10 protein-coding genes and 1 tRNA gene are annotated in these 12,570 nt (G+C 72.6%); 3 read left to right on the forward strand and 8 right to left on the reverse strand.

The features are described from left to right. Window positions 1-64: 64 nt before the first annotated feature. From rlmB to ACR807_RS38115, 6 genes are all read right to left on the reverse strand, one after another. A complete protein-coding gene (rlmB, locus tag ACR807_RS38090) occupies window positions 65-1,033 on the reverse strand; it encodes a 23S rRNA (guanosine(2251)-2'-O)-methyltransferase RlmB (RefSeq protein WP_438926381.1) in 969 nt (322 codons plus the stop codon). A gap of 4 nt (window positions 1,034-1,037) precedes the next feature. Further along, a complete protein-coding gene (gene cysS / locus ACR807_RS38095) occupies window positions 1,038-2,432 on the reverse strand; it encodes a cysteine--tRNA ligase (RefSeq protein ID WP_438926382.1) in 1,395 nt (464 codons plus the stop codon). Between the two features lie 45 nt (window positions 2,433-2,477). Further along, on the reverse strand, window positions 2,478-3,089 hold the full coding sequence (locus ACR807_RS38100) for an HAD family hydrolase (protein ID WP_438926383.1): 612 nt from the start codon (window positions 3,087-3,089) through the stop codon (window positions 2,478-2,480). Window positions 3,090-3,175: 86 nt separating this feature from the next. Beyond that, window positions 3,176-3,649 (reverse strand): 2-C-methyl-D-erythritol 2,4-cyclodiphosphate synthase, encoded by a 474-nt coding sequence (gene ispF / locus ACR807_RS38105; protein ID WP_438926384.1) that lies wholly within the window; start codon window positions 3,647-3,649, stop codon window positions 3,176-3,178. Then, a complete protein-coding gene (ispD, locus tag ACR807_RS38110) occupies window positions 3,646-4,344 on the reverse strand; it encodes a 2-C-methyl-D-erythritol 4-phosphate cytidylyltransferase (RefSeq protein WP_438926385.1) in 699 nt (232 codons plus the stop codon). The genes ispF and ispD overlap by 4 nt, the downstream gene beginning before the upstream one ends. A 30-nt stretch (window positions 4,345-4,374) precedes the next feature. Continuing rightward, the gene (locus tag ACR807_RS38115; protein WP_065915127.1) at window positions 4,375-4,863 is read right to left on the reverse strand and encodes a CarD family transcriptional regulator; all 489 of its coding nucleotides are present in this window, start codon (window positions 4,861-4,863) and stop codon (window positions 4,375-4,377) included. A 290-nt stretch (window positions 4,864-5,153) separates the two neighbouring features. On the opposite strand from ACR807_RS38115, the gene ACR807_RS38120 reads away from it, so the two are divergent. Further along, window positions 5,154-5,981, forward strand: coding sequence for a copper chaperone PCu(A)C domain-containing protein (locus tag ACR807_RS38120; RefSeq protein WP_438926386.1), 828 nt, complete (start codon window positions 5,154-5,156; stop codon window positions 5,979-5,981). 385 nt (window positions 5,982-6,366) lie between these two features. Then, a complete protein-coding gene (gene radA / locus ACR807_RS38125) occupies window positions 6,367-7,731 on the forward strand; it encodes a DNA repair protein RadA (RefSeq protein ID WP_438926387.1) in 1,365 nt (454 codons plus the stop codon). 71 nt (window positions 7,732-7,802) lie between these two features. Here the strand turns inward: radA and otsB are convergent, their stop codons facing one another. Both otsB and ACR807_RS38135 read right to left on the reverse strand, forming a co-directional pair. Further along, on the reverse strand, window positions 7,803-10,337 hold the full coding sequence (gene otsB, locus ACR807_RS38130; protein WP_438926388.1) for a trehalose-phosphatase: 2,535 nt from the start codon (window positions 10,335-10,337) through the stop codon (window positions 7,803-7,805). Window positions 10,338-10,390: 53 nt separating this feature from the next. After that, complete coding sequence (locus ACR807_RS38135; protein ID WP_438926389.1) at window positions 10,391-11,830, reverse strand: alpha,alpha-trehalose-phosphate synthase (UDP-forming); 1,440 nt, start codon at window positions 11,828-11,830, stop codon at window positions 10,391-10,393. Window positions 11,831-12,374: 544 nt separating this feature from the next. Here ACR807_RS38135 and ACR807_RS38140 point away from each other — a divergent pair. Next, window positions 12,375-12,447, forward strand: a tRNA-Thr gene (locus ACR807_RS38140). The last annotated feature ends 123 nt before the right edge of the window (window positions 12,448-12,570 follow it).

Below are 12,570 nucleotides of genomic sequence, written 5' to 3' on the forward strand. Positions count from 1 at the left end.
CCAGGCCCCGAGAGTCCAACGCTCAGGGCAGGTGAGTTCTGCGTTCAGGCCCCTGGGGTCTGGGTCAGGTGCGGGCTTCGACGCGGCGGCGGCGGGCGATCTCGGCCAGCACCACGCCGGCCGCGACCGACGCGTTCAGCGACTCCACGCCCGCCGACATCGGGATCGACACCGTCTGGTCGCACGTCTCCCGCACCAGCCGGGACAGGCCGCGCCCCTCCGAGCCGACCACCACGACCAGCGGCCCGGTGGCCAGGTCCAGGCCGTCCACGTCGACGTCGCCGTCCGCGTCCAGCCCCACGACCATCAGCCCCGCCTCGGCCCACTCCTTGAGCTGGCGGGTCAGGTTGGTCGCCACCGCGATCGGCATCCGCGCCGCCGTGCCCGCGCTGGTCCGCCACGCCACCGCCGTGATCCCCGCCGAACGGCGCTGCGGCAGCACGACCCCGTGCGCCCCGAACGCCGCCGCCGACCGCACCACGGCACCCAGGTTGCGCGGGTCCGTCACGCCGTCGAGCGCCACCAGCAGCGGCGGGTTGCCCGACTCGCGCGCGATCTTGAGCAGCTCGCGCGGCTCCGCGTACTCGTAGGGCGGCACCTGGAGCCCGAGGCCCTGGTGCATCGCGCCGCCCGTGATGCGGTCCAGCTCGCCGCGCTGCACCTCCAGCACGGAGATGCCCCGCGACGCCGCCAGCTGCACCGCCTCGGCGACCCGGTCGTCCGCGTCGATGCCCAGCGCCACGTACAGCGCCGTCGCCGGGATGCCCGCGCGCAGGCACTCGACCACGGGGTTGCGCCCGGCGACGGTCTCCGGCCCGGTCTCGGCGGCCCTGCGCCGCTGCGCGCGCTGCTGCTCGACCTTCGCCACCGCGTTGGCCCGCTTGTGCGCGGGGTGGTTGGGCCGTTCGGTCGCCTTCGGCGTCGGGCCCTTGCCCTGGAGTCCCTTGGACTTCTGCCCGCCGGAACCGACGACCGCGCCCTTCTTGGAACCTGGGTTGCGCATAGCGCCACGGCGCTTGGAGTTACCAGCCACGAGCTCAGTCGTCCTTCAAGGTCCACATCGGACCGTCGGGGGTGTCCTCGACGGCGATCCCGGCCAGGAGCAGGCTGTCGCGCAGGGCATCCGCCCGTGCGAAGTCCCGGTCCTTGCGGGCCTGCTGCCGCTCTTCCAGCAGCCGCTCCACCAGCACGCCCAACGCCTGCCGGCCCGCGCCGCCGGTCGACGCCGCGTCGTGCCACCGCTCCGAGAGCGGGTCCAGCCCGAGCAGCCCGGTCATCGCCCGCACCGACGACGCCGCGGCCCGCGCCCCGGTGTCGTCCCCAGACTCCAGGGCGGTGTTGCCCTCGCGCACCCGCCGGTGGATCGCGGCCAGCGCGCCGGGCGTGCCCATGTCGTCGTCCATCGACGCGACGAACGGCTGCGACAGCACGCCGTCGTCCTCCACGGCGCCGGTCCGCTCGACCACGCGCCGCAGGAACGACTCGACCCGGCGGTACGCCGACACCGACTCGTCCAGCGCCTCGGGGGAGTACTCGATCGTCGACCGGTAGTGCGGGCCGACCAGGTAGTAGCGCAGCTCGGGCGCGCGCACCTTCTCCAGCATCGCCGGGATGGTCACGGTGTTGCCCAGCGACTTCGACATCTTCTCGCCGGACAGCGTCACCCAGGCGTTGTGCATCCAGTACTCGGCGAAGTGGTCGCCCGCCGCCCGGGACTGCGCCTGCTCGTTCTCGTGGTGCGGGAAGATCAGGTCGATGCCGCCGCCGTGGATGTCGAACGCCGACCCCAGGTAGGCGGTCGCCATCGCCGAGCACTCCAGGTGCCAGCCCGGCCGGCCCGGCCCCCACGGCGTCGGCCACGACGGCTCGCCCGGCTTCGCCGCCTTCCACAGCGTGAAGTCGCGCGGGTCGCGCTTGCCGCGCGTCGCCGTCTCGCCCTGGTGCACGTCGGCCGGCTTCTGCCCGGACAGCGCCCCGTACTCGGGGAACGAGGTCACCGAGAAGTACACGTCGCCGTCCGAGGCGTACGCGTGGCCCTTCCCGATCAGGCGCTCCATCAGGTCGACCATCTGCGTGACGTGGCCGGTGGCGCGCGGCGAGTACGACGGCGGCAGGCAGCCCAGCGCCTCGTAGGCGTCGTCGAACGCCCGCTCGTGCTCGTACGCCCAGTCCCACCAGTGCCTGCCGTGCTCGGCGGCCTTGGTCAGGATCTTGTCGTCGATGTCCGTGACGTTGCGCACCAGGTGCACGGTCGAGCCGTCGCGGCCCAGCCAGCGGCGCAGCACGTCGAAGTTCAGGCCGCTGCGCACGTGCCCGATGTGCGGAACGCCCTGCACGGTGGCCCCACAGACGTAGATCGACGCCGTTCCGCTGACCTGCGGGACGAACTCCCGCATGGACCGGGTCGCGGTGTCGAAGAGGTGGAGGCTCACACCGGAATGGTACGGGCGGTGGCCAGAGGGGGTTGAATCGACCGGTCAGATGTGCTTGCGGAGGACCTGGAGGAGACCGTCCGGCCTACCGGCCGTGGGCAGCGGTTCGACGATCTCGACCGCGCAGCCGATCGCCGCCGCGCCGCCGTCCGCCTCCTCGCTGTCGCCCACCATCAACACCTCGGACGGGTGCACGCCGAGCCGGTCGCAGGCGATGCGGAACAGCTTCGGGTCCGGCTTGACGAAACCCTCCTGGAACGACAGCACGTACTCGTCCACCCGGTTCTCGACGCCGTGGCGCGCGAAGACGGCCCGGATGTCCCACGCGATGTTGCTGACCACGGCGGTGGGCAGCTCGGTGCCAAGCGCTTGCGCGGTGTCCGGGTAGGGCTGCCAGAACGGCGGGCTGCACAGGTTCTCGTAGAACCCGGCCGGGTCCGGCGCGCCGGCCCTCGCCAGCACGGCCAGGTGCAGGTCGCGGTGCGCGACCGGGTCGAGGTCGCGCCGCTCCCAGTCGTCGGGCGACACGTCGAGGCCCTCGGCCACGCCCGTCGGGGCGGTGAGGGCGCGCATCAGCTCGGCGTGCGCGGTCAACGAGTCGTGCTCCAGGCGGAACAAGGTGCCGGAGAAGTCGAAGAGGACGGCGCGGATCGTCACCGTTGAGACGCTACTGGTCTGGACCTCGGAGGTCTCGGGTCACAGGCGAACGGAGACCAGGGTCACCGCCGCCCGCGCGCGCCGCGTCAGGCCGTCGGCACGAGCAGCGCCGTCGCCACGGCCGCGATGCCCTCGCCGCGCCCGGTCAGGCCCAGGCCGTCCGACGTCGTGCCGCTGACCGACACGGGACCGCCCACGGCCTCGGACAGCACTTGTTGAGCTTCGTCACGCCGCTTGCCGACCTTCGGCGCGTTCCCGATGACCTGCACCGCCGCGTTGCCGACCCGGAAACCGGCCTCCTCGACCAGCCGCCGCGCCTCCGCCAGGAAGTCCACGCCGTGCCGGCCCGCCCAGCGCGGGTCGCTCGTGCCGAACACGGCGCCCAGGTCGCCCAGGCCCGCCGCCGACAGCAGCGCGTCGCACAGCGCGTGCGCGGCCACGTCGCCGTCCGAGTGCCCGGCGCAGCCGTCCGCGCCGTCCCAGCGCAGGCCCACCAGCCAGCACTCCCGACCGGGCTCGACCTGGTGCACGTCGGTGCCGATGCCGACCCTCGGGATCACTGCGCTCCTCGTGGTGCCCCGACCAGCAGCGCCTCGGCCACCGCCAGGTCGAACTTCGTGGTGATCTTCATGGCGTCCGGGTGACCCGGGACCGTGACGACCGGCACACCCAGCCGCTCCACCAGCCCCGCGTCGTCCGTCGCGTGCAGGCCCGACCCGTGTGCGCGCAGCAGCACGGCCGCGTCGAAGCCCTGCGGGGTCTGCACCACCCGCAACGACGCCCGATCGGGTGTGTCGACGACTACGCCGTCCGGGTCGACCCGCTTCACCGTGTCCGCGACCGGCAGCACCGGGACCACCGCGGGGTGACCGGCGGCCACGGCGTCGATCACGGCCCTGACCACCTCGGGAGGGGTGAACGCGCGGGCCGCGTCGTGCACCAGCACGATCGTCGTGCCGGGGATCTCGCGCATCGCGTGCTCCAGCGCCAGGCGCACCGAGTCCGAGCGCTCGGCGCCCCCGGCCAACACGTGCACCGCCCCGCCGGCCTGGGCCAACGGGGCGGTGACAGTACTCACAGTGTCCACATCGGACGGAGGTGCGGCGATCACGACGTGCTGCACGCCGGCCTCCAGCAGGCCGCGCACGGCACGCACCAGCAGCGGAACGCCGTCGACCGGCACGAGCGCCTTGGGCATGCCGAAGCCCAACCGCTCACCCCGGCCCGCCGCGGGCACGAGCGCTACCACACCCATGTTCGCGGTGTCCGTGTGCGGGTCTACCGGTCAGGACGCGGTGGCGAGGACTTCGTCGAGGAGGACCTCGGCCTTGTCCTCGTCGGTGCCCTCGGCCAGCGCCAGTTCGCTGACCAGTATCTGTCGAGCCTTCGCCAGCATCCGCTTCTCACCAGCGGACAGTCCGCGATCCTTCTCGCGCCGCCAGAGGTCGCGCACCACTTCGGCCACCTTGTTCACGTCGCCGGACGCGAGCTTCTCCAGGTTGGCCTTGTACCGCCGCGACCAGTTGGTCGGCTCCTCCGTGTGGGGAGCACGCAAGACCTCGAAGACCCTGTCGAGACCCTCCTGGCCGACGACGTCGCGCACGCCCACGATCTCGGCGTTGTCGGCGGGGACGCGAACCGTGAGGTCGCCCTGGGCGACCTTGAGGACGAGGTACTTCTTCTCCTCGCCCTTGATCACACGGGTCTCGATTGCTTCGATGAGAGCGGCACCGTGGTGCGGGTAGACGACGGTCTCTCCGACCTTGAAAACCATGTGTCCTCTGCCCCTTTCGCTAACCCCATCCTAACACGACGGGCAATCCCCTCTTCGGCGTCCGGAGATCAGTTAGCGCTGGTCAGGGCCGCGCGGGGGGTTGACAAACCACCCCCGCACGTGCAACGCCCGAGGTCGATCTTGCTCCACTGTGGACGAGCGCGACCCCCTGTGAGGTACCACGTGCCGCCGAGTCGGCGGGTCCCCGTTAGGCTCACCGACTGGTGGTCGAACCCGTCACTACCGGGGACGACCCGCCTCGTCAGCACTTCGGGAGGGATCGAGCAGCCGTGGGTCGCGCACACCAGAAGTCCGCAGCGCCTCGCCGCCTGGCCGTCGTGGCCGCGCTGGCGACGGGCCTCGGTCTGTTCGCCGCAGGCTGCGGCGCAGGGCAGATCACCCAGACCGACCAGCAGGTCGCAGCGGTGAACGGGGCGAGTGGCCAGGCGGGCACCGTCACCGTCCGGGACGCCCAGTTCCTGTTCCCGGCGCAGCACGGCGCGTACGAGGAGGGCGAGGACGCCCCGATCGTGGTCGTGATCGCCAACAACGGGTTCGAGGCGGACAGGCTGCTGGCCGTGACCAGCGAGTCCGCCGAGCCCGCGCAGATCGAGGGTGACGTCGAGCTGGAGGCCGGCTCGTCCATCCTCGGCGGCGGCGACCCGGGCACCGCCGGGGACGACGAGACGTCCTCCGCGAAGCCGACCGCGTCGGTCACCCCGACCTCGGGCTCGGCCGCGTCCAGCTCCGCCGCGTCCAGTTCCGCGGCCTCCAGCTCGGCCGCGTCCAGCTCCACCCCGTCGACCGCGGGTTCCGCGTCCGGCGCCACCGTGACGACGACCGGTTCGCCCACGGCCGGCGCGTCGACCACGCCGACCACGGTGTCCCGCGACACGTCGATCTCGAACCCGCCGACCACGTCGGGCAAGAAGCCGTCGTCGGCCGAGCCGGCCGAGCCGGGGCAGGTCAGGATCGTGCTGAAGGGCCTGAAGAAGGCGCTGCGGCCGGGTGAGACGCTGCGGGTGACGTTCCTGTTCGAGAAGGCGGGCGAGGTCACGCTGGAGCTGCCGATCGGCGCCACCTCCGAGCCCCGCAAGGACGCGCCGGCCGAGCACTGAGGCCGGCGGTGGCCGGGCGTCGAGCCCGGTGCGAACGCTGCGCAGGGGTCCCCGCCCAGGGGACCCCTGTTTTTTATTCTGCCGGCGGGCACCGACAATTCCGGGTCCGCGCGGGGCGGCTGCCGCCGTCCTGTGGCTCGCCGACCTGCGGTCCGGTGGGGTCGGTCGTCCGGTGGCTCGCTGACCTGCGGCTCGCTGACCGGTGCGCACTACCCGGCCGCCGGCTGATCGGTGGCCCGCTGCCTGCTGCCTGCTGCCCTGCTGGCCGCTGCCCTGCTGCCCGGTGGCCACCGGCCCTGCCGTCCACCGGCCGCCCACCGGCCACCCACCCGCTGACCGGTGGTCCGGCGGGACCTGTCGGAGGTGGCGGCTAGCCTGCGTCACCGTGGCTAAGACAGTGCGTGCGGCCAAGCCGACCTACCGGTGCGCCGAGTGCGGGCACGAGGTGGCGAAGTGGGTCGGGCGCTGCCCCGAGTGCCAGGCGTGGGGCACGGTCGAGGAGCGCGGCGCCCCCGCTCCGACGCGCTTCCTCGCCGGCACGCCCAGCAGCGAGGCCCGGCCCATCGGGCAGGTCGACATCGAGTCCGCCCGCGCCGTCCCCACGGGCGTCGGCGAGCTGGACCGGGTGCTCGGCGGCGGCCTGGTGCCGGGTGCCGTCGTCCTCCTCGCGGGTGAACCCGGGGTCGGCAAGTCGACGCTGCTGCTGGAGGTGGCGCACCAGTGGGCGCTGGCGGGCAGCCGGTGCCTCTACGTCACCGGCGAGGAGTCGGCGGGCCAGGTGCGGCTGCGCGCCGACCGGACCGGGAACCTGCACGACGAGATCTACCTGGCCGCCGAGAGCGACATCTCCGCGGTGCTCGGGCAGGTCGACGTCGTCAAGCCCGGCATGTTGATCGTCGACTCGGTGCAGACGATGTCCTCGCCGAGCGTGGACGGCGCGCCCGGCGGAGTCAGCCAGGTCCGCGCGGTCACGTCCGGCCTGATCGCGGTCGCCAAGGAACGCGGCCTGCCGATCGTCCTGGTGGGGCACGTCACCAAGGACGGCTCGGTCGCCGGCCCCCGCGTGCTGGAGCACCTGGTGGACGTCGTGCTCCAGTTCGAGGGCGACCGCCACTCCACGCTCCGCCTGCTGCGCGGCATCAAGAACCGGTTCGGCGCGGCCGACGAGGTGGGCTGCTTCGAGCTGCGCGACGACGGTATCGCGGGCGTGCCCGACCCGTCCGGGCTGTTCCTCAACCGCCGGGAGCAGGCGGTGTCCGGCACCGCGGTCACGGTGGTGGTCGAGGGCAAGCGGCCGATGCTGGGCGAGGTGCAGGCGCTGGTCGCCCCGACCGCCCTGCCCGCGCCGCGCCGGGCCGTGAGCGGCCTGGACTCGGCCCGCCTCGCCATGGTGCTCGCCGTGCTGGAGAAGCGCGGCCGGGTCGCGCTGGGCAACAAGGACGTGTTCACCGCCACGGTCGGCGGCATGCGGCTCACCGAGCCCTCCGTGGACCTCGCGGTGGCGCTGGCGGTCGCCTCGGCGGCCACGGACACCCCGCTGCCGCACGACCTGGTCGTCGTGGGCGAGGTCGGCCTGTCCGGCGAGCTGCGCCGCGTCAACGGCGTCGGCCGCCGGCTCACCGAGGCGGCCCGGCTCGGCTACACCAAGGCCCTGGTGCCGCCGGACGCCGGGAAGCTGCCCGCCGAGACCCGCGCGCTCGTCGCCAACGACCTGTTCGAGGCGCTCCAGCTGCTCAAGCTCAAGAAGTGACGAACGGCCCCCCACCGCGCGGGTGGGGGGCCGTTCGTGCCGTGCCGGGACTGCCTGGGCCGTGCCGGGACCTACTTGGACGCCGCCAGCAGCTGGGCGCAGCGGATGAGGCCCAGGTGGCTGTACGCCTGCGGGTGGTTGCCCAGGGAGCGCTCCGCGATGGGGTCGTACTCCTCGGGCAGCAGGCCGGTGGGTCCGGCGGCGTCGACCATCTGGGCGAACAGCTCCTCGGCCTCGGTGCGGCGGCCGGTGAGCAGGTACGCCTCGATCATCCAGGCGGCGCACAGGTGGAAGCCGCCCTCGTCGCCGGGCAGGCCGTCGTCGCGCCGGTAGCGGTAGACGGTGGACCCGGAGCGCAGCTCGGCCTCGATCGCCGTCACGGTCGCCTGGAAGCGGTCGTCCGCGGGGTCGATCAGGCCGGACAGGCCGACGTGCAGCGAGGCGGCGTCGAGGTCGTCGCCGTCGTACGCCGTGGTGAACGACTGCGCCTCCTCGCTCCACCCGTGCTTGAGCACGTCGTTGGAGATGGTGTCGCGCAGCACGGGCCACGACGGGTCGACGTCCCGGCCGTAGGTCTCGGCCAGGGTCACCGCCCGGTCCAGCGTGACCCAGCACATCACCTTGGAGTACACGTGGTGGCGCGGCGCGTGCCGCTCCTCCCAGATGCCGTGGTCGGGCTCGTGCCAGCGGCGGGCGACCGCCTCGGCCATCGCCTGCACCATCGCCCAGTCGGGGTCGGTGAGCGTGCCGCGCGCGGCGGCGAGCTGCACCACCAGGTCCACGACCGGGCCGAACACGTCGAGCTGGACCTGCTGGTTGGCGAGGTTGCCGACGCGCACCGGACGTGACCCGGCGTAACCCGGGAGGGTGTCGATGACGGCCTCGGCGCCCAGCATGGTGCCCTGGAGCGTGTAGAGCGGGTGCAGCCGCTCCGGGCCGGGCAGCGTGGCCAGCACGCCGTGCACCCAGCCCAGGAACGACTCGGCCTCGCCGAGCGAGCCGACCGAGACCAGGGCCTGCGCGGTCAGCGCGGCGTCGCGCAGCCAGCAGTACCGGTAGTCCCAGTTGCGGATGCCGCCCAGCTCCTCCGGGAGCGAGGTGGTCGCGGCGGCCATGATCGCGCCGGTGTCGTGGTGCACCAGCCCCTTGAGGGTCAGCGCGGAGCGCAGCACCAGGTCGGGCTCGACGGCGGGCACCTTGAGGGTGGCCGCCCAGTCCGACCAGAACGAGCCCGCCCGCGCGCGGCGCTCGCCCTCGCCGAGGGTGGCCTCGGACAGGTCGTCCGTGCCGCAGCGGAACTCCAGCAGGATCGGCGCGCCCTCGCGGGGGCGGACGACCGCGGTGGCGGTCTCCTGCTGGCCGTCGCTGGTGATCTGCCAGTCCACGCCCGGCGAGCGCAGCACCATCGGGTCGGAGGTGCCGACCACGCGCAGGCCGTCGCGCTCGCGCAGCAGCCTGACCGGGACCTGCCCGAACTCCGGGCGCGGCGCGAAGGTGATCACCGCGTTGGTCGAGCCGGAGATGCGCCGCACCAGGTCGGTGCGGTGCGAGGCCAGGTCGTGGTCCAGGTAGTCGGTGACCAGCAGCCGCGACCAGCGGGTCTCCACGATCATCGTGCCGGGCACGTAGCGCTGGCCCAGGGGCAGCGACCCGTGCTCGGGCTTGATCGAGAAGTGCCCGGCGGCGGGGCCGCCGAGCAGGTCGGCGAACACCGCCGCCGAGTCCGGCTCGGGGTGGCACAGCCAGTTCACCCGCGCGTCGGGGGTGAGCAGCGCCACGGACCGCTCGTTGGCGAGCATGGTCAGCCGCTCGATCGGCACGGCCTGGTCGCCGTGCAGCCACGCCCGGCGCTCCTCCAGCAGGAACGCCAGCACCGTGGCCACGTCGTGCGGGTCCCCGACGAGGTACTCGGCCAGCGACTCGCCGTCGCCGACCTTGATGCCCACGTCCGGCCCGGACAGCCGGGCGAACGCCTTCTCGTCGGTCACGTCGTCGCCGACGAACACCGCCGCGGTGGCCGACGCGCGGTGCCGCAGGACGTCGAGCGCGTGGCCCTTGTCCGTCTGCACCACGGCCAGCTCGATCACGGCCTTGCCCTCGGTGACCTGCACACCGTCCCAGGTGGCGGGACCGGTGCGCACGGCGTCCAGAACCCGCTCCCCCACGGCGGGGTCGGCACGCCGCACGTGCACCGCGATGCTCGCGGGTTTCACTTCGAGCCCGACGCCCTCGTTCCCGGCGACGACCTCTTCCAATGCTGTTTCCAGACGGCGGTGCAGCGCGCGCGCCTCGCTGTCGAGCGCGTGCACGAACCCGACGTCGAACTCCGAGCCGTGCGAGCCGACCAGGTGCACCTCGGACGGCAGGCGGGACAGCGTCGCCAGGTCGCGCAGCGCGCGCCCGGAGATCACCGCGGTCGTCGTCTCGTGCAGACCGGCCAGCGAGCGCAGCGCGCCCACCGACTCGGGCAGCGGGCGCGCGTCTTCCGGGTTCGCCACGATCGGAGCCAATGTCCCGTCGTAGTCGCAGGCGACCAGCAGGCGCGGTGTGCGCGCCAGCTGAACGATCGCACGACGAAGTTCGGCGGGGAGGGCCTCGGCGGTCAACGCCCCTCCTCAAATGCTCGGTGGGACAGGTCGGTGGTGTGGTCTGAACTGATTCAGATCGCGGTCTGCGTGCCCAGTGCGTCGAGGAACGATCGCGCCCATCGGTCTACGTCGTGTGTCAGAACTTGGCGCCGCAGCGCGCGCATCCTACGGCGGCCTTCCGCCGGATCGAGCGTGAGGGCGGATTCGAGCGCGTTCTTGACCCCGTCGAGATCGTGCGGGTTGACCAGGAACGCGCTCGTCAACTCGGCCGCCGCGCCCGCGAACTCGGAGAGGACGAGCGCGCCGCCGAGGTCGTAGCGCGTCGCCACGTACTCCTTGCACACGAGGTTCATGCCGTCGCGCACCGGGGTGACCACCATGACGTCGGCGGCCGACATGAACGCCGTCAGCTCCCGCTTGTTGACCGATTGGTGCAGGTAGTGGACCACGGGGTGGCCGACGGTGGAGAACTCGCCGTTGATCCGGCCGACCGCCTGCTCGATCTCGCCGCGCATCTGCTTGTAGTGCTCGACGCGCTCGCGGCTCGGCGTGGCGAGCTGGACCATGGTCACCTCGGTCGGGTCGATCCGGCCGTCGGCGAGCAGTTCGTGCAGGGCGCGCAGGCGCACGTCGATGCCCTTGGTGTAGTCGAGGCGGTCGACGCCGAGCAGGATCTTCTTCGGGTTCCCGAGGTCTTCCCGAATTTGCCTCGCGTGCTTTTGCACCTCTTTGTCGCGGGCGAGCGCGTCGAGTCCCGCGGAGTCGATCGAAATCGGGAACGCGCCGACCCGGACCGTGCGGTCGCCGACCTGCACGACACCCGGCCGGGTGCGCACGCCGACCGCGCCGCGGCTGGGCTCCAGGCCCACCAGGCGCCGGGCCAGCCACAGGAAGTTCTGCGCGCCGCCGGGCCGGTGGAAGCCCACCAGGTCCGCGCCGAGCAGGCCGCGGATGATCTCGGTGCGCCACGGCAGCTGCATGAACAGCTCGACCGGCGGGAACGGGATGTGCAGGAAGAAGCCGATGCGCAGGTCGGGGCGCAGCTCGCGGAGCATCGCGGGCACCAGTTGGAGCTGGTAGTCCTGCACCCACACCGTCGCGCCGTGGGCGGCGACCTTCGCGGTCACGTCGGCGAAGCGCTGGTTCACCCGCACGTAGGCGTTCCACCAGTGCCGGTGGAACGCGGGCGGCGCCACCACGTCGTGGTAGAGCGGCCACAGCGTGCCGTTGGAGAAGCCCTCGTAGTAGTCGGCCACCTCGGAGGCGCTGAGCGACACCGGGTGCAGCTGGAGGCCGTCCTCCTCGAACGCCTCCACCTCCGCGTCCGCGATGCCCGGCCAGCCGATCCACGCGCCGCTGCGCGTGCGCAGGAAGGGCTCCAGGGCGCTCACCAGGCCGCCGGGGCTGTGCTTCCAGCGCTGGGTGCCGTCGGGCAGGCGCTCCAGGTCTACCGGGAGGCGGTTGGCCACGACCAGGAACTCCGCGCCGTTCTCGCCGATGCTGCTGCTCACCGGGTAGCGCCTCCTCAGGGATTCGTCTCGCCCACGTCGAAGGTTAGTGGGAACGCGCAGGTTGGATGCCCTGTCGTCGGTCCCGTCACACTGTGTTGACTTGACGAAAGTCAATCAGGTGAGCCTTCTCACGTGGAAACCCGGTGCTCAGGGCCTCACCTGCGGGAGCGCGCCGCGGCCGACCCGTTCGGGTGCGCTCCGGGTGACCCGGATGTTCACCCGGGAGACGTCCGCCGCCCCGCTCCACGGCCGTCCGCGCCCCACCGACGCGGGGTGCGGGGCGAGGTGCCCGCCACGCCCGACCGCGGCAAATTTGGGGCTGTGTCATGCGCCACCCCCGGTCGGGGTACCCAGAGCGGGTGAGTTGATCACTGTCCGTTCATTACTGTTGATACCGCTGGCCAGGCGTTATGCCGTCCGGCAAGACCACCCGGACGGTACCCGCGCACTCCGGACGGACCAACCCGGTCCCACCGTGAGCAGACCGTTCGCCGCAGGTGGCACCCCGTGCGGGCGCTTACGATGTTCCCGGCCTCCGGGCCGTGCCGGTGTAGCTCAATTGGCAGAGCACTCGCCTTGTAAGCGAAAGGTTGCGGGTTCAAGTCCCGCCACCGGCTCCGAGACGGTCGTGACAGGTCTCCCCGGGACCCCGCCGCACCGCCTCCGAGGTGTGGTGTGGTGATCGCGGCCCGCGTCGGGGCGCACCCGTGACCGAGCGCATGGCAGTGCTGGCCGACGCC

Origin of the sequence: Saccharothrix sabaoui (assembly GCF_051756985.1) — a bacterium.
Lineage (GTDB): Bacteria > Actinomycetota > Actinomycetes > Mycobacteriales > Pseudonocardiaceae > Actinosynnema.

Coding starts and splice junctions, on each gene's coding strand:
- ispD (WP_438926385.1), bottom strand. CDS start 4,344: ATGGGTGTGGTAGCGCTCGTGCCCGCGGCGGGCCGGGGTGAGCGGTTG.
- ACR807_RS38115 (WP_065915127.1), bottom strand. CDS start 4,863: ATGGTTTTCAAGGTCGGAGAGACCGTCGTCTACCCGCACCACGGTGCC.